Consider the following 15,688-nt stretch of genomic DNA (forward strand, 5'->3'; position numbering starts at 1 on the left):
TGCTTGGGACAACTGCTTGCGACAGTTAGACACATGTGGACTGCGCGGACCGAACTGGCGGCGAACTATATCACTGCTGACATAAAGCGCCCAAGGCCGGAGCAGCGCTTGTTCAGAAAGAGGACAGGTAAAAAGCGCAATTGAGACTGATCTCGCGCTCAAGAAGCACAACACCTGACGAACTTGCGTGAGGGAATTGATCATTACCGCTATAATCGCCGACTTTTCGTCAGGCTATACGATTTCAGACATGAGCCAATCCAGCGACCTTATTCAATCCGCACAACGCACCATCCGCCTCGAACTTGAAGCCGTAGAAGGCTTGCTGGCCCATATCGACGCAGATTTCGTACGCGCCTGCGAGATGATCCTGGCCAGTAAAGGCCGGGTTGTCGTGGTCGGCATGGGCAAGTCAGGCCATGTCGGCAACAAGATTGCCGCCACCCTGGCCAGCACTGGCACCACCGCATTTTTCGTGCACCCGGCCGAAGCCAGCCATGGTGACATGGGCATGATCACCCGTGATGACGTGATCCTGGCCCTGTCCAACTCCGGCACCACCAACGAAATCGTGACCCTGCTGCCGCTGATCAAGCGCCTGGGCATCAAGCTGATCAGCGTGACCGGCAACCCGGATTCGACGCTGGCCAAGGCCGCCGAAGTGAACCTGAACGTGCACGTGGCCCACGAAGCCTGCCCGCTCAACCTGGCGCCGACCTCCTCCACCACCGCCGCCCTGGTCATGGGCGACGCGCTGGCCGTGGCCCTGCTGGAAGCCCGCGGTTTTACCGCCGAAGATTTCGCCTTTTCCCACCCTGGTGGCGCCCTCGGTCGTCGCCTGCTGCTGAAAGTGGAAAATGTGATGCATTCCGGCGATGAGCTGCCACAGGTACAGCGCGGCACGCTGCTCAAGGACGCGTTGATGGAAATGACCCGCAAGGGCCTGGGCATGACGGTGATCCTGGAAGCCGACGGGCGCCTGGCCGGGGTCTTCACCGACGGCGACCTGCGCCGCACCCTGGACCGCACCATTGATATCCACACCGCGACCATCGATCAGGTCATGACCCCCCACGGCAAGACCGCCCGCGCCGAAATGCTCGCGGCTGAAGCCCTGAAGATCATGGAAGACCACAAAATCGGCGCCCTGGTGGTGGTCGACGATGCCGATCACCCGATCGGCGCCCTGAACATGCACGATTTGCTGCGCGCAGGAGTGATGTAAATGAGCAACGACCTGTTGCAACGGGGCAAGGCCATCAAACTGGCAATTTTCGACGTGGACGGCGTGCTGACCGACGGCCGCCTGTACTTTCTCGAAGACGGCAGCGAATTCAAGACCTTCAACACGCTGGACGGCCAGGGCATCAAGATGTTGATGGCCTCCGGTGTGCAAACCGCGATCATCAGTGGTCGAAAGACACCCGTTGTGGAACGCCGCGCACAAAACCTGGGGATTCCTTACCTCTATCAGGGGCGCGAGGATAAACTGGTGGTTCTGGATGAGCTTCTTGGCAAACTCAACCTAAGCTATGAGCAGGTCGCCTATCTGGGCGACGACTTGCCTGACCTGCCGGTGATTCGTCGCGTAGGCCTGGGCATGGCCGTGGCCAACGCCGCGTCGTTTGTCCGCGAGCATGCCCACGGCATCACCCAGGCCCGTGGCGGCGAAGGCGCCGCCCGCGAGTTCTGCGAGCTGATCCTGCGTGCCCAAGGCAGCCTTGAAGCGGCCCACGCCGCCTACCTATAGAGCCTTCTATGCTGAGCAAAAAGATTCGTAACTTCCTGATATTCGGAGCCATCGCCGCGCTGTTCCTGGCGGTGGGCTACTGGAATATCAGCCCGGAGCGCTTCCTCGACCAGCCCGTTGTGCAGGCCGACCAGGGCGCCATCGACTATTACGCCACCAACGCCTACAGCGTGCAGTTCCTGCCTGACGGCAAGGTGCAATACGAAATGACGTCGGACAAGGTCGAACACTTGAAGGCTTCGGAGGTCACATTGCTGACCAATCCCGACCTGAACCTGTATCGCGGCACCGAATTCCCGTGGCATGTCACCAGCAAGCGTGGCGAGGTCAACCCGGACGGTACCGAAGTGGAGCTGATCGATTCGGTGCGCGTTGCGCGCACCGACGCACAGAACCGCGAGACCATCATTACCAGCAGTCGCATGACCGTATTCCCACAGAAGCAATATGCGCAGACCGAGCAAGACGTTAGAATCGACGGCGCTGGCGGTGTATCGACTGGCAAGGGAATGAAAGCGTATTTGAAAGAAAGCAGGATACACCTGCTATCGAACGTAAGAGGACAGTATGAGGCTCGTTAAAACCCTCCCTATTTTGCTCGGTCTGGGCGCAGCACTGGGAAGCGTGAGCGCCTGGGCTCTGCCGAACGATAGCCAGCAACCGATCCACATTCAGGCTGACGATGCGCAACTGGATGACAAGCAAGGTATCGCGACCTACAAGGGCGATGTAATCATCACCCAAGGCTCGATGAAAATTACCGGCAATACCGTGACCCTTACCCGCACCCCGGCCGGCGACATCGACGTCGTGACCTCGGTGGGCAACCTTGCCTATTTCGAACAGAAGCAGAATGCCGCCGATCCAGGTCCGATCAAAGGCTACGGCGTAACCATCCAGTACCACGCGCCGCAAAACCGCATCGTACTGACTGATCGTGCCAAAGTGATCAGCAGCGACGGTAACTCGACCGAAGGCGAGAAAATTGTCTACGACACCGTCAAGCAAGTTGCGACTGCCGGCCGCGCCAATGGCACCAAGGTCACCGCGCCACGTCCGCGCATTGACATGGTTATCCAGCCGAAGAAGAAGGCCCAGTAATGGCAACCCTGAAAGCCCAGCATCTGGCCAAGGCCTATAAAAGCCGTCAGGTCGTGCGCGACGTCAGCCTGTCGATCGACAGCGGCCAGATCGTCGGCCTGCTTGGCCCCAACGGTGCCGGCAAGACCACCTGCTTCTACATGATCGTCGGCCTGGTCCAGGCTGACCAGGGCCGTGTTTTGATCGACGACCTGGACGTCAGCCATCAGCCAATGCACGGTCGTGCACGGGCCGGTATCGGCTATCTCCCCCAGGAGGCGTCGATCTTCCGCAAACTGTCAGTATCCGACAACATCATGGCGATCCTTGAAACCCGCAAGGAACTGGATCGCGACGGACGCCGCCAAGAGCTGGAAAGCCTGTTGCAGGAGTTCCACATCAACCACATTCGCGACAACCTCGGCATGAGCCTGTCCGGCGGCGAGCGTCGTCGTGTGGAAATCGCCCGCGCCCTGGCCACTGCACCGAAGTTCATCCTGCTCGATGAACCCTTCGCCGGTGTCGACCCGATTTCGGTTGGCGACATCAAGCAGATCATCCATCACCTCAAGGCCAAGGGGATCGGCGTGCTGATCACCGACCACAACGTGCGTGAGACCCTGGATATCTGCGAAACCGCGTACATCGTCAACGATGGCCAACTGATTGCCGAAGGTGACTCCGCTACCATCCTGGCCAACGAACTGGTCAAGGAAGTGTACCTGGGTCACGAATTCCGCCTGTAAACACTGTGGTGTCAGGACATTCGCCATCAGGCGCGGGAGTCAATAAAAACCTCATTATTTTTATTGTTACCGCGCTCTAGGCAAAGCCCCCGATATCAGGCATATAATTTGCTTATGTTTGGCGCTCACGCGCCCTGTCGTGGATGGCGCATTGCGCCGGCGAATAAGGTGTTAAGCCCCTGCCATGAAACCATCGCTAGTCCTGAGAATGGGCCAGCAGCTGACGATGACACCGCAGCTGCAACAGGCCATCCGCCTGCTCCAATTGTCGACCCTGGACCTGCAACAGGAAATCCAGGAGGCCCTGGAGTCCAACCCGATGCTCGAACGCCAGGAAGAAGGCGACGACTTCGATAACGCCGACCCGCTGGCCGACAACATCGAGCAAAAACCCAATACCGACGTCCAGGAACCGTCCTACCAGGAAACCGCACCCACGGTGGATAACCTGGAAGAAGGCGAATGGAACGAACGCATTCCCAATGAACTGCCGGTGGATACGGCCTGGGAAGACGTCTACCAGACCAGCGCCAGCAGCCTGCCCAGCAACGACGATGACGAGTGGGACTTCACCACCCGCACCTCCGTTGGCGAGAGCCTGCAGAGCCACCTGCTGTGGCAATTGAACCTCGCCCCGATGTCCGACACCGATCGCCTGATCGCCGTGACCCTGATCGATTGCATCAACAATCAGGGCTACCTGGACGAGACCCTCGAAGAAATCCTTGAGGCTTTCGACCCGGAACTGGATATCGAGCTGGACGAAATCGAAGCAGTCCTGCACCGCATCCAGCAGTTCGAGCCTGCCGGCATCGGCGCCCGCAACCTCAGCGAGTGCCTGCTGCTGCAACTGCGCCAGTTGCCGGCCAAGACCCCATGGCTGGCCGAAGCCCAGCGCCTGGTCACCGATTACATCGACCTGCTGGGCAGCCGCGACTACAGCCAGTTGATGCGCCGGATGAAGCTCAAGGAAGACGATCTGCGCCAGATTATCGAACTGGTACAGAGCCTCAACCCGCGCCCCGGCTCGCAAATCGAGTCCAGCGAAGCCGAATACGTCGTCCCCGACGTGATCGTGCGCAAGGACAACGAGCGCTGGCTGGTGGAACTGAACCAGGAGTCGGTGCCGCGCCTGCGCGTCAACCCGCAGTACGCCGGTTTCGTACGCCGGGCCGATACCAGTGCCGACAACACGTTCATGCGCAATCAGTTGCAGGAAGCGCGCTGGTTCATCAAGAGCCTGCAAAGCCGTAACGAAACCCTGATGAAAGTGGCTACCCAGATCGTCGAGCACCAGCGCGGCTTCCTGGAATATGGCGACGAGGCGATGAAACCGCTGGTACTGCATGATATTGCCGAAGCGGTTGGCATGCATGAATCGACCATTTCCCGGGTAACCACCCAGAAGTTCATGCATACACCACGGGGAATTTATGAACTGAAATACTTTTTCTCCAGCCATGTCAGCACCTCCGAAGGCGGCGAATGCTCGTCCACGGCGATCCGCGCGATCATCAAAAAACTGGTTGCCGCGGAAAATCAGAAAAAGCCGTTGAGTGACAGCAAGATCGCTGGTTTACTGGAGGCACAAGGCATTCAGGTCGCCCGTCGAACCGTCGCCAAGTACCGCGAGTCCCTTGGGATCGCGCCTTCCAGCGAGCGTAAACGGTTGATGTGACGGGCGGGCCACAGCGTTCCAGTGGCGGGTATTCCTACCCGCCGCTTTATGCACTGGCAACGAAGGAGAAGCTGTATGCAAGTCAACATCAGTGGACACCAACTGGAAGTGACCGAACCGCTGCGCGCCTACATCAGCGAAAAACTCAAACGAATTGAGGGGCATTTCGACAAGATCACCAATGTGCAAGTCATCATGTCTGTCGAAAAGCTGAAGCAGAAAATCGAAGCCACCTTGCGTATACCCGGCGGGGAAGTAGTCGCCAATGCCGAGCATTCAGACATGTATGCCGCCATTGATGACCTGACCGACAAGCTGGATCGCCAAATCAAAAAGCATAAGGAAAAGCAGCAGAGCCTTCTTCAAGGCACAGGCCGCTAACACTCCCCACCCATGATTCGACTTGAAACCATCCTGACCCCCGGCCGTTCCCTCGTGAACGTGCCGGGCGGCAGTAAAAAGAAAGCCCTCGAACAGATTGCCAACCTGATCGGCCGCGAAGTGCCTGAGCTGGATACGCAAGATGTGTACGAGGCCCTGATTGCTCGTGAAAAACTCGGCTCGACCGGTTTTGGCAACGGCATCGCCATTCCACACTGCCGCCTCAAAGGCTGCGAAACCCCGGTCAGCGCCCTGCTGCACCTGGAGGCCCCCATTGATTTCGACGCCATCGATGGCGCCCCGGTTGACCTGCTGTTTGTCCTGCTGGTCCCGGAAGCCGCTACCGATGCACACCTGGAGCTGCTCCGGCAGATCGCCAGCATGCTCGACCGTGAAGAAGTACGTAAGAAGCTGCGCAGCGCTAGCACCAACGAAGCGCTGTATCAGGTTGTCCTGGATGAGCAAAGCGGGCAGTAATCATGCGTTTGATCATCGTCAGCGGGCGTTCCGGCTCGGGTAAAAGTACTGCCCTCAACGTGCTTGAGGACAATGGGTTTTATTGCATCGACAACTTGCCAGCAGGCCTGCTGCCCGAGTTGGCCGAACGCGCACTGATCCATACCGAGCTGGCGCAACCGCTGGTGGCTGTATCGATCGACGCACGCAACCTGCCCAGCCACCTCACGCGATTCCCGGAACTGCTTGAAGAGGTACGCGCCAAGCATATCCATTGCGACGTGCTGTACCTGGATGCCGACGAAGAAACGCTGCTCAAGCGTTTCTCGGAAACCCGCCGTCGCCACCCGCTGAGCAGCCCGCACCGTTCGCTGGCCGAAGCCATCGAGGACGAGACCAAGCTGCTGGGGCCAATCATTGATTTGGCTGACCTCAAGATCAACACCACCAGCCTGAACCTTTACCAACTGCGTGACGCCATCAAGCTGCGCCTGCTGAACCAGCCGGAGCCCGGCACGGCCTTCCTGGTTGAATCCTTTGGCTTCAAGCGGGGTATGCCGGTAGACGCCGACCTGGTGTTTGACGTGCGCTGCCTGCCCAATCCCTACTGGAAGCCGGAACTGCGCGATCAGTCTGGGCAGGACCAGCCGGTGGCCGAGTACCTGGCAGCCCAACCGGATGTCGAGGAGATGTTCCAGGACATCTCCAGTTACCTGCTCAAGTGGCTGCCGCGCTTTGCCGCCAGCAACCGGGCCTATGTCACCATCGCCATCGGCTGTACCGGCGGGCATCACCGCTCCGTCTACCTGACCGAGCGCCTGGGCCAGGTCTTGCAGAAAACCCTCAAGAATGTCCAGGTTCGCCACCGCGACCTCAGCTGAAAGGAACACCTTCGCGATGCCCGCTCTGGAAATTGAAATCATCAACAAACTGGGCTTGCATGCCCGCGCGTCGGCCAAATTTGTCGGGGTTGCGGGCCAGTTTCCTTGCCTGGTCCGTGCCGGGCGTACGCCAGAATCCATGGTCGACGGCAAAAGCATCATGGCGATGATGATGCTGGCAGCCGGCAAGGGCACCACGATCCATCTGAAGACCGAAGGTGAGCAGGAACAGGAAGCGCTGGATGCACTGGTGAAGTTGATCAATAACTACTTCGATGAAGGCGAATAGCCCGCCTTTCCTGAATGCAGCACCAATCAATGTGGGAGCGGGCTTGCTCGCGATAGCTGGGTGTCAGCCGAATATATCTGACTGACCCACCGCCATCGCGAGCAAGCCCGCTCCCACGTTGGTTTTGTGCAACGCCTGAATAAAGGATCAGCCCAGCGCTGTATCCATGGCCATCATCAGACAAAACCCGATGCACAGCCCCAGGCTGGCCAGCTTGTCATGGCCATTGCGCCGCGACTCGGGAATCACTTCATGAGTCACCACCAATAGCATCGCCCCAGCCGCCAGGGCCAGGCCCAAAGGTAATAGCATCTCGGCCAGGCTGACCAGCCAGGCACAAAGCACGGCAAACACCGGCTCCACCAGCCCGGACGCCGCGCCAACCAAGAAAGCCTTGACCCGCGACATCCCCGCCCCTGCCAGCACCAATGCAATCACCAGCCCCTCGGGCACATCCTGCAAGGCGATGCCCATGGCCAGGCTATCCGCATCAGGCATGCCGCCACCGGCCGAGACACCCACCGCCATACCTTCGGGAATGTTGTGGGCAATGATGGCAAACACAAACAGCCAGATACGCGGTGGAATCACCGGTTTGTCGGGCGTACCGACCAGCATCTCCGGGCTGGCCCCGGAGACCTTGCGGTCCACCAGGAACAAACCGAACGCGCCCAACATGATGCCAAAACTGATCAGCCCGCTGGAGGCCCAGGGCGTCAGCCCCAGGTTTTCGGCGGCGGCGATTCCCGGCACGACCAGCGAAAACGCCGTCGCCGCCAGCATCACCCCGGCACCAAAGCCCAGCAATGTGTCGCTGACCGCCAGCGGCATCCGCCGGATCACCAGGACCGGCACCGCGCCCAATGCCGTACCCAGGGCACAAATTGCGCCACCCTGCAGGGCCCGCAGAATCCGTGGCTCCAGGTTCAGCCAGGCCAGCCCGTGGGCCACCAGCAATGCAGTTCCCGCCAATAGCAGCAACGAGCCAAACGCATAACGGAACATTCGCACGCTGCTGATCGCCAGTGTTTCAGTGCCCATAGTCGGCCTTAGATCTTGTTATGAGAGGGCATTAAGCCAGTGCAGCCTGGTAGCGCTCAGCGACTTCCGGCCAGTTGATCACACTGTAGAAGGCGTTGATGTATTCAGGGCGGCGGTTTTGATAGAGCAGATAGTAGGCGTGCTCCCAGACATCCAGGCCGAGGATCGGCGTATTGCCGTTCATCAATGGGCTGTCCTGGTTGCCACTGCTTTCGACGACAAGGGTCTTTTGTGGGGTGACACTCAGCCAGGCCCAACCACTGCCAAAACGAGTCAGCGCGGCCTTGGTGAATGCATCCTTGAACGCGTCAAAACCACCCAACTGCGCATCAATCGCCTGGCCCAGGACGCCCTCGGGCTTACCGCCACCCTTGGGCGACATGACCGCCCAGAACAACGAGTGGTTGGCATGCCCACCGCCTTGGTTGATCACCGCTGCGCGCAGTTTTTCCGGCAATTGCTGGACGCTGGAGACCAGCTTCTCTACCGGCCAGCCGGCAAATTCAGTGCCTTCGACGGCGGCATTGAGGTTATTGATATAGGTCTGGTGGTGCTTGGTGTAGTGGATTTCCATGGTTTGCGCATCAATATGCGGTTCCAGGGCATCGTAGGCGTAAGGCAAGGCAGGCAAGGTGTAAGTCATATCAATGGGCTCCATAAAAAGGGCTGTTGCGGGTCGGCACATCCGTCTGCGCCGTATTGCTGCCCAGCAAGCGATGGGTACGGGGGTACTCGCCGTGATCGCTGATGAAATTCAACAGTTCAACGTAGGTCTTGCTGCTCTGGCGCAAGGCCGCCTCGCGCAAGGCTTGCGGCAGCCGGGTGTCCTGCATGGTCTGCAGCAAGCGCTGGTGAATGGCGCAGAGGTATTCGGCGCTTTCTTCAGGCTGGTTCAGGCGCAGATGCAGGTCCGCCAGGTTGTGATGGGAAATGACGCAGGCTGCCACAGCTTCGTCGGCATCACCCCAGCGCTCGAACAACACTTGGGCCAGGGCCAGCGCCTGCAGGTAATGCTCGCGGGCATCCACCAGTTCGCCCTGCATAAAGCAGCGATTGGCCCGTTCGATCGTGCGTTTCCAGTGCTCCATGGTGAGCCTCCAAAGCAGGGTCGGTGATTACACACCGCCCGCCGTGAGCTTTTCCGGGTCCAGCAGGACCTCCAGTTGGCTGCGCGGCAAGTCGGTGTGTTCGAGAGCCACATCAATCACCGGCCGGCCTTGTTGATAGGCTTTCTTGGCGATTTCAGCAGCCTTTTGGTAACCAATGATCGGGTTGAGTGCGGTGACCAGGATCGGATTGCGCGACAAGGCTTCCTTGAGCTTGGGCTCGTTGACCTTGAAGCTGGCGATGGCCTTGTCTGCCAGAAGGCGGCTGGAGTTGGCCAGCAACTCCAGGCTGCCGAGCAAGTTCTGGGCGATGATCGGCAGCATCACGTTCAGCTCGAAGTTGCCGGACTGCCCCGCAATCGTGATCACGCTGTCATTACCGATAACCTGTGCCGCAACCATCGCGGTGGCCTCCGGAATCACCGGGTTGACCTTGCCCGGCATGATCGAAGACCCCGGCTGCAGGCCTTCGAGTTCGATTTCACCGAGGCCTGCGAGTGGGCCGGAGTTCATCCAGCGCAGGTCGTTGGCGATTTTCATCAGCGTTACGGCAATGGCTTTGAGTTGGCCGGAAACAGCCACGGCGGTGTCCTGGGAGCCAATCAAGGCGAACAGGTTCTTGCCCGGTGTGAAATGCACTTGGGTCAGGTTGCTCAGTTGCTGGCTGAAACGCGCAGCAAACTCAGGGTGTGCGTTGATTCCGGTGCCTACCGCAGTACCGCCCTGCGCCAAGGCTTGCAGGCTTGGCAGCAGGCCTTGCAGGTGACCGATATTGGCCTTGAGCTGCTGCGCCCAGCCCTCCAGGACCTGGCTCATGCGCACCGGCATGGCATCCATGAGGTGCGTACGCCCGGTCTTGATGAACGGATGGACTTCAACCGCCTTGCGCTCGATAACTTCAACCAAGTGCAGCAGCGCCGGCAACGTCTGCTCATGCAGCACCAGCGCAGCGCTAACGTGGATAGTGGTCGGGATGATGTCGTTGCTGCTTTGCCCGCAGTTGACGTGATCGTTTGGGTTGACCGGCTCACCCAGCAGGCGGCTGGCCAGGGTCGCAATCACTTCGTTGGCATTCATGTTGGAACTGGTGCCGGAACCGGTCTGAAAGATATCCACCGGAAAGTGATGCATGAAGTCGCCTTCCAACAAGCCTTGGGCTGCCTCGACGATGGCTTTGCCCTGGCCTTCGCTGATCTGCTTGAGATCGACATTGGCCTTGGCGGCCGCAGCCTTGGCCAGGATCAGGGCGCGAATGAACTGGGTCGGCATGCGTTGGTGGCTGATCGGAAAGTTGTTCACCGCACGCTGAGTCTGGGCGCCATACAAAGCCTCTGCGGGGACTTGCAACTCGCCCATGCTGTCGCGTTCGATACGGGTATTACTCATCGGAAGATCCTTGCACCAAGTCGGAGTGAGAAATAGACGGCAACAATTCACAGGTCGCCAATTGCCAGGCAAAGGTCTGCCAGCGCTTGAGGCGGCAGGCACAGTGAGAAAGGTTTTCCAGGTCCCGCAGCGGGCGCCAGGCCTGGTCCAAGCACACGGAGCGCCAATGCCAGGGCAAGGCGATATCACTGGCGGTGTCAATCAGCAGGCGGAACGAGGTCTCGGCAATGGTCCACGGGTGTGTGGCCGTACAGCAGGCCAGATAGCGCCCTTCGCTCAAGTAGTGTTCGATCAGGCGTGGCTCATCAGGGTTGAGCCCGCAGCGAATCTGACGACTCATCCAGCGCCAGCTTTCCAGGTAGGGATCCTCGTGCAAGACAGAACTCATGACCCACGCTCATTCGATAATGATATTTATTATTAAATGATATTGAGAATCAAAACAAGCTATTGAACCTATACCTTTTCCGGCCTTGCGATATTCCAGGCAAAAAAAAGCGCCACCCCAAGGGGTGGCGCTTCTGTGCAACGGGTTGACGCTTAGCTGCCAGCGACGGTCATGCGCTCGATCAGCACCGAGCCGGTGCGGATATTGCTACGCAGTTCCAGGTCGTTACCCACGGCGACAATCTGCTTGAACATGTCACGCATATTGCCGGCGATGGTCACTTCCTGGACGGCGAACTGGATTTCGCCATTTTCCACCCAGAACCCCGCCGCGCCCCGGGAATAATCGCCGGTGACCATGTTCAAGCCATGGCCCATCAACTCGGTCACCAGCAAGCCACGGCCCATGCGCCGCAGCAGCGCCGCCTGGTCTTCGTCGCCATGGGTCACGAACAGGTTGTGGACGCCACCGGAGTTCGCGGTACTGGGCAAGCCCAGCTTGCGCCCGGCGTAGGTCCCGAGCACGTAGGACACCAACTCGCCGTTCTCGACAAACGGCTTGGCGTAGGTCGCCAGGCCATCGCCGTCGAACGCCGAGCTGCCCATGGCCCGCATCAGGTGTGGGCGCTCATCCAGGGTCAGCCACTCGGGAAACAGCTTCTGGCCCAGCGCGCCTTCAAGGAACGACGACTTGCGGTACAGGTTGCCCCCGGAAATCGCGCCCAGGAAGCTGCCAAACAGACCACCTGCCAACTCTGCCGAAAACAGCACCGGCACTTCACATGTCGGCACCGGGCGTGCGCCCAGACGACTCGCTGCCCGTTGCGCGGCGCGCTGGCCAATGCTTGCAGGGTCCGCCAGCAACTCACCCTGGCGGCTTACGTCGTACCAGTAGTCACGCTGCATCTGGCCATCGGCCTCGGCGATCATCACGCAGCTCAGGCTATGACGCGTCGACGCATAACCACCGATAAACCCGTGGCTGTTGCCATACACCCGGCAACCCTGGTGGGTGCTCAAGGTGGTGCCATCGGCATTCTTGATCCGGCTGTCGGTATCAAACGCTGCGGCTTCGCAGGCCAGGGCCTTTTCGATGGCCTGCTCGGGGGTGATATCCCAGGCGTGATACAGATCGAAATCCTTCAGGTCCCGCGCCATCAAGGCGGCATCGGCCAAGCCCGACGCCTCGTCTTCGGAGGTGTGCTTGGCAATCGCCAACGCGGCGGCGACAGTTTCACGAATCGCTTCCGGGCCGCTGGCCGAAGTACTGGCCGAACCTTTGCGCTGCCCCACATACAAGGTGATGCCAAAGCCCTGGTCGCGGTTGAATTCAACGGTTTCCACTTCCCGTTGGCGTACCGAAGTCGACAGGCCCTGCTCCAGCGACACCGCCACTTCACAGGCACTGGCGCCCTGGCGCTTGGCCTCGGCAATGATCTGCTCAACTTGTTCCTGCAGTGCCGGTAATGCTTGTGGACCGACGCTTTGGGCTGCACTCATGGTTTTCTCCACTCAAATTCTGCTTTCGGTTAAGGCCATCGAGCGACCGGGCCGGACAAGCGGCCCCCGACTGGTTATCATGGCGGCGTTTCTTTGCGGACTGCCACCATGGTTGATTCTTACGACGACTCCCTCGATGGGGAGAAAAGCAAAACCCAGGTCAAACGTGAGCTGCATGCTCTGGTTGATCTCGGCGAGCGCCTTACAACACTCAAGCCGGACTTGATTGCCAAACTGCCATTGACCGACGAAATGCGTCGGGCCCTGGCGGATGCACCCAAGCACACCGCGAATATCGCGCGTAAACGGCACATCATGTTTATCGGCAAGCTGATGCGCGACCAGGACACTGACGCCATTCTGACCTTGCTCGACCAACTCGATGCCTCTACTCGCCAGTACAACGAACGTTTCCATAACCTGGAACGTTGGCGCGACCGCCTGATCGGCGGTGACGACGCTGTATTGGAGAAGTTCGTCCTGGATTATCCGGATGCCGACCGCCAGCAACTGCGCTCCCTGATCCGTCAGGCCCAGCACGAACTGGCACAGAACAAGGCGCCGGCGACCAGCCGTAAAATCTTCAAGTACATCCGTGAGCTGGACGAGACTCAACGCGGCCTGCGCTGATCCTCTTCCCCGGGTGGCGGTCTTCGCCACCCGAAGCTCCACGCCTTACGACCCCGTGCCACCCACGGTGATCGCATCAATTTTCAGGGTTGGCTGGCCGACACCGACCGGCACCGACTGCCCGTCCTTGCCACACATCCCCACGCCGCTGTCCAGCGCCAGGTCGTTGCCAACCATCGACACCTTGCTCATGGCTTCCGGGCCGTTGCCAATCAAGGTTGCGCCCTTGACCGGTGCGGTGATCTTGCCGTCCTCGATCAAATAGGCTTCGCTGGTGGAGAACACGAACTTGCCACTGGTGATATCCACCTGGCCGCCGCCAAGATTGGCGCAATAGATCCCACGTTTGACCGAGGCAATGATCTCTGCCGGGTCGCTTTCGCCCGCCAGCATGTAGGTATTGGTCATGCGTGGCATCGGCAAATGCGCGTAGGACTCACGGCGACCGTTGCCGGTGCGCGCCACGCCCATCAGGCGCGCGTTGAGTTTGTCTTGCATATAGCCCTTGAGCACGCCGTTTTCGATCAGCGTGGTGCACTCGGTGGGTGTGCCTTCGTCATCGACACTCAGCGAGCCACGGCGACCGGCCAATGTACCGTCATCGACGATGGTGCAGAGTTTGGAGGCAACCATCTCGCCCATACGCCCGCTGTAGGCGGAGCTGCCCTTGCGGTTGAAGTCGCCTTCCAGGCCATGGCCCACGGCTTCGTGAAGCAACACGCCAGACCAGCCGGAACCGAGCACCACCGGCAACGTACCCGCCGGCGCCGGAATGGCTTCCAGGTTGACCAGCGCCTGGCGCAACGCCTCGCGGGCATAGCCCATGGCGCGGTCTTCGCTGAGGAAATAGCGATAATCCGTACGCCCGCCGCCGCCATGGCCGCCGCGCTCGCGACGACCGTTCTGCTCAACGATCACACTGACATTGAAGCGCACCAGCGGCCGCACATCCGCCGCCAGGCTGCCATCGGTGGACGCCACCAGGATGCGCTCCCAGACGCCGGCCATGCTCACGCTCACCTGCTGGATACGCGGGTCGAGGGCACGGGTTGCAGCATCCACACGCTTGAGCAACTCGACCTTTTCGGCACGGGTCATGACTTCCAGCGGGTTGTCCGGGCCGTACAACTGGATCACGTCCTGGGTGCTGAACGCCTGCACGGTGCCGTTCTGCCCGGCCCGGGAAATCGAGCGCGCTGCGCGGGCTGCAAGGCCCAGGGCTTCCAGGGTGATGGCGTTGCTGTAGGCAAAGCCGGTCTTCTCACCGGACTGCGCACGCACGCCAACCCCTTGGTCGAGGTTGAAGCTACCGTCCTTGACGATCCCGTCTTCCAGGGACCATGACTCGGAGATCTGCCCCTGGAAATACAGGTCGGCAGCATCGATGCCCGGCCCGGCCAGGTCGCCCAGTACGGTTTGCAGACTTTCGATGGTCACGCCACCGGGCGCCAGGAGGTGTTCACTGACTGAGGACAACAACTCGCTCATAGGTTCGGCCTTAAATTCATCGTTCTGAAGCAGGTCGCTGTGCGCCCTGCGAGAAAAAGCGCCGGTGGCCTGCCACCGGCATGCGCGCCCGTATCGACGCTTGTTCGTTGCTATCGCGTTCGGCCAACAACACCGCTTCGCCTTGATCCTGTTGCGCCAGCACTCGCCCCCACGGGTCGATAATCGCCCCGTGGCCATAGGTTTCCCGAGGCCCCGGATGTACTCCACCCTGGGCGGCGGCCAGCAGATAACACTGGGTTTCGATGGCCCGCGCACGGATCAACACATCCCAGTGTGCAGCCCCGGTTACCGCCGTAAAGGCCGAGGGTGCGGTAATCAATTCAGCCCCCGCAGCACGCAATTCGCTGTACAACTCCGGGAAGCGCAAGTCATAGCAAACCGTCAGCCCCAGGCGCCCGACCGGCGTATCGGCCACCACCACCTGATTGCCGTAAGCATAGTCGTCGGATTCACGATACCGCCCGCGCGCGTCAGCCACGTCCACGTCGAACAAGTGCAGCTTGTCGTAGCGGGCGACGATTTGCCCCTGCGCGTCGATCAACAACGAGCAGGCGTTGGACTTGGCGTCGGGCTGACCCAGTGGGGGCAACGGCAATGTGCCGGCCACTATCCATAAGTTGAGGTCACGGGCGGCCAGTTTCAACCAGGGCAGGATCGGTCCCTCGCCCAAGGCTTCGGCACGGCCAAGCTCAGCCACGTCGCGACGGCCCATGGCGGCGAAGTTCTCCGGCAATACCGCAAGCTGCGCACCGCCTGCCGCAGCCTGTTCCAGCAAACGCCGAGCCTGGGCCAGGTTGGCCAGGACATCGCTCTGGCTGACCATCTGGATTACCGCAAAGGACATGGGCCCACACTCCATAAAAAGCAT

General features: G+C 60.0%; 19 protein-coding genes. 11 read left to right on the forward strand and 8 right to left on the reverse strand.

Annotation, left to right across the window (positions count from 1 at the left end; all coding sequences use genetic code 11):
• Nucleotides 1-250 precede the first annotated feature (250 nt).
• The 10 genes from H097_RS12340 to H097_RS12385 all read left to right on the forward strand — a co-directional run bounded on the left by H097_RS12340 (nt 251) and on the right by H097_RS12385 (nt 7,261).
• Entirely contained in the window at nt 251-1,225 is a 975-nt protein-coding gene (locus H097_RS12340) for a KpsF/GutQ family sugar-phosphate isomerase (RefSeq protein ID WP_032860081.1), read from the forward strand.
• Nucleotides 1,226-1,750, forward strand: coding sequence for an HAD family hydrolase (locus H097_RS12345; RefSeq protein WP_032860082.1), 525 nt, complete (start codon nt 1,226-1,228; stop codon nt 1,748-1,750).
• Nucleotides 1,751-1,758: 8 nt separating this feature from the next.
• A complete protein-coding gene (gene lptC, locus H097_RS12350; RefSeq protein ID WP_032860083.1) occupies nt 1,759-2,331 on the forward strand; it encodes an LPS export ABC transporter periplasmic protein LptC in 573 nt (190 codons plus the stop codon).
• Nucleotides 2,318-2,851 (forward strand): lipopolysaccharide transport periplasmic protein LptA, encoded by a 534-nt coding sequence (gene lptA, locus H097_RS12355; RefSeq protein ID WP_029291790.1) that lies wholly within the window; start codon nt 2,318-2,320, stop codon nt 2,849-2,851. The genes lptC and lptA overlap by 14 nt, the downstream gene beginning before the upstream one ends.
• Nucleotides 2,851-3,576 (forward strand): LPS export ABC transporter ATP-binding protein, encoded by a 726-nt coding sequence (lptB, locus tag H097_RS12360; RefSeq protein WP_029291791.1) that lies wholly within the window; start codon nt 2,851-2,853, stop codon nt 3,574-3,576. The genes lptA and lptB overlap by 1 nt, the downstream gene beginning before the upstream one ends.
• A 184-nt stretch (nt 3,577-3,760) precedes the next feature.
• Nucleotides 3,761-5,254 carry an RNA polymerase factor sigma-54 gene (locus tag H097_RS12365; protein WP_032860084.1) on the forward strand — a complete coding sequence of 498 codons (1,494 nt, stop codon included), beginning with the start codon at nt 3,761-3,763 and terminating at the stop codon, nt 5,252-5,254.
• Nucleotides 5,255-5,329: 75 nt separating this feature from the next.
• Nucleotides 5,330-5,635, forward strand: a complete 306-nt coding sequence (raiA, locus tag H097_RS12370) for a ribosome-associated translation inhibitor RaiA (RefSeq protein WP_032860085.1) — start codon at nt 5,330-5,332, stop codon at nt 5,633-5,635.
• 12 nt (nt 5,636-5,647) lie between these two features.
• Complete coding sequence (gene ptsN / locus H097_RS12375; RefSeq protein WP_032860086.1) at nt 5,648-6,112, forward strand: PTS IIA-like nitrogen regulatory protein PtsN; 465 nt, start codon at nt 5,648-5,650, stop codon at nt 6,110-6,112.
• A gap of 2 nt (nt 6,113-6,114) precedes the next feature.
• On the forward strand, nt 6,115-6,972 hold the full coding sequence (rapZ, locus tag H097_RS12380) for an RNase adapter RapZ (protein ID WP_032860087.1): 858 nt from the start codon (nt 6,115-6,117) through the stop codon (nt 6,970-6,972).
• Between the two features lie 16 nt (nt 6,973-6,988).
• Nucleotides 6,989-7,261, forward strand: a complete 273-nt coding sequence (locus tag H097_RS12385; protein WP_032860088.1) for an HPr family phosphocarrier protein — start codon at nt 6,989-6,991, stop codon at nt 7,259-7,261.
• A gap of 147 nt (nt 7,262-7,408) precedes the next feature.
• Here the strand turns inward: H097_RS12385 and H097_RS12390 are convergent, their stop codons facing one another.
• The 6 genes from H097_RS12390 to pmbA form a co-directional block, all read right to left on the reverse strand.
• Nucleotides 7,409-8,302 carry a ZIP family metal transporter gene (locus H097_RS12390; protein ID WP_032860089.1) on the reverse strand — a complete coding sequence of 298 codons (894 nt, stop codon included), beginning with the start codon at nt 8,300-8,302 and terminating at the stop codon, nt 7,409-7,411.
• Nucleotides 8,303-8,333: 31 nt separating this feature from the next.
• The gene (locus tag H097_RS12395) at nt 8,334-8,945 is read right to left on the reverse strand and encodes a superoxide dismutase (protein ID WP_032860090.1); all 612 of its coding nucleotides are present in this window, start codon (nt 8,943-8,945) and stop codon (nt 8,334-8,336) included.
• Nucleotide 8,946: 1 nt separating this feature from the next.
• A complete protein-coding gene (locus H097_RS12400; protein WP_032860091.1) occupies nt 8,947-9,390 on the reverse strand; it encodes a hypothetical protein in 444 nt (147 codons plus the stop codon).
• Nucleotides 9,391-9,417: 27 nt separating this feature from the next.
• Complete coding sequence (locus H097_RS12405) at nt 9,418-10,794, reverse strand: class II fumarate hydratase (RefSeq protein WP_032860092.1); 1,377 nt, start codon at nt 10,792-10,794, stop codon at nt 9,418-9,420.
• Entirely contained in the window at nt 10,787-11,182 is a 396-nt protein-coding gene (locus H097_RS12410) for a hypothetical protein (protein WP_032860093.1), read from the reverse strand. The genes H097_RS12405 and H097_RS12410 overlap by 8 nt, the downstream gene beginning before the upstream one ends.
• Nucleotides 11,183-11,334: 152 nt before the next feature.
• A complete protein-coding gene (pmbA, locus tag H097_RS12415; RefSeq protein ID WP_032860094.1) occupies nt 11,335-12,681 on the reverse strand; it encodes a metalloprotease PmbA in 1,347 nt (448 codons plus the stop codon).
• A gap of 108 nt (nt 12,682-12,789) precedes the next feature.
• Here pmbA and yjgA point away from each other — a divergent pair, with 108 nt between their 5' ends.
• Nucleotides 12,790-13,311 (forward strand): ribosome biogenesis factor YjgA, encoded by a 522-nt coding sequence (gene yjgA / locus H097_RS12420; RefSeq protein ID WP_029291815.1) that lies wholly within the window; start codon nt 12,790-12,792, stop codon nt 13,309-13,311.
• Between the two features lie 45 nt (nt 13,312-13,356).
• Here yjgA and tldD read toward each other — a convergent pair whose 3' ends face one another.
• Both tldD and H097_RS12430 read right to left on the reverse strand, forming a co-directional pair.
• Nucleotides 13,357-14,799, reverse strand: a complete 1,443-nt coding sequence (gene tldD / locus H097_RS12425; protein ID WP_032860095.1) for a metalloprotease TldD — start codon at nt 14,797-14,799, stop codon at nt 13,357-13,359.
• Between the two features lie 16 nt (nt 14,800-14,815).
• Entirely contained in the window at nt 14,816-15,664 is an 849-nt protein-coding gene (locus H097_RS12430) for a carbon-nitrogen hydrolase family protein (RefSeq protein WP_032860096.1), read from the reverse strand.
• Between the last annotated feature and the right edge of the window lie 24 nt (nt 15,665-15,688).

It is taken from the genome of Pseudomonas sp. FH4 (assembly GCF_000510915.2).
Lineage (GTDB): Bacteria > Pseudomonadota > Gammaproteobacteria > Pseudomonadales > Pseudomonadaceae > Aquipseudomonas > Aquipseudomonas brenneri.

Coding starts and splice junctions, on each gene's coding strand:
- H097_RS12410 (WP_032860093.1), bottom strand. CDS start 11,182: ATGAGTTCTGTCTTGCACGAGGATCCCTACCTGGAAAGCTGGCGCTGG.
- H097_RS12345 (WP_032860082.1), top strand. CDS start 1,226: ATGAGCAACGACCTGTTGCAACGGGGCAAGGCCATCAAACTGGCAATT.
- lptA (WP_029291790.1), top strand. CDS start 2,318: ATGAGGCTCGTTAAAACCCTCCCTATTTTGCTCGGTCTGGGCGCAGCA.
- yjgA (WP_029291815.1), top strand. CDS start 12,790: ATGGTTGATTCTTACGACGACTCCCTCGATGGGGAGAAAAGCAAAACC.
- H097_RS12390 (WP_032860089.1), bottom strand. CDS start 8,302: ATGGGCACTGAAACACTGGCGATCAGCAGCGTGCGAATGTTCCGTTAT.
- pmbA (WP_032860094.1), bottom strand. CDS start 12,681: ATGAGTGCAGCCCAAAGCGTCGGTCCACAAGCATTACCGGCACTGCAG.
- lptB (WP_029291791.1), top strand. CDS start 2,851: ATGGCAACCCTGAAAGCCCAGCATCTGGCCAAGGCCTATAAAAGCCGT.
- H097_RS12385 (WP_032860088.1), top strand. CDS start 6,989: ATGCCCGCTCTGGAAATTGAAATCATCAACAAACTGGGCTTGCATGCC.
- H097_RS12395 (WP_032860090.1), bottom strand. CDS start 8,945: ATGACTTACACCTTGCCTGCCTTGCCTTACGCCTACGATGCCCTGGAA.
- H097_RS12400 (WP_032860091.1), bottom strand. CDS start 9,390: ATGGAGCACTGGAAACGCACGATCGAACGGGCCAATCGCTGCTTTATG.
- tldD (WP_032860095.1), bottom strand. CDS start 14,799: ATGAGCGAGTTGTTGTCCTCAGTCAGTGAACACCTCCTGGCGCCCGGT.
- H097_RS12430 (WP_032860096.1), bottom strand. CDS start 15,664: ATGTCCTTTGCGGTAATCCAGATGGTCAGCCAGAGCGATGTCCTGGCC.
- H097_RS12340 (WP_032860081.1), top strand. CDS start 251: ATGAGCCAATCCAGCGACCTTATTCAATCCGCACAACGCACCATCCGC.
- ptsN (WP_032860086.1), top strand. CDS start 5,648: ATGATTCGACTTGAAACCATCCTGACCCCCGGCCGTTCCCTCGTGAAC.
- raiA (WP_032860085.1), top strand. CDS start 5,330: ATGCAAGTCAACATCAGTGGACACCAACTGGAAGTGACCGAACCGCTG.
- lptC (WP_032860083.1), top strand. CDS start 1,759: ATGCTGAGCAAAAAGATTCGTAACTTCCTGATATTCGGAGCCATCGCC.
- rapZ (WP_032860087.1), top strand. CDS start 6,115: ATGCGTTTGATCATCGTCAGCGGGCGTTCCGGCTCGGGTAAAAGTACT.
- H097_RS12365 (WP_032860084.1), top strand. CDS start 3,761: ATGAAACCATCGCTAGTCCTGAGAATGGGCCAGCAGCTGACGATGACA.
- H097_RS12405 (WP_032860092.1), bottom strand. CDS start 10,794: ATGAGTAATACCCGTATCGAACGCGACAGCATGGGCGAGTTGCAAGTC.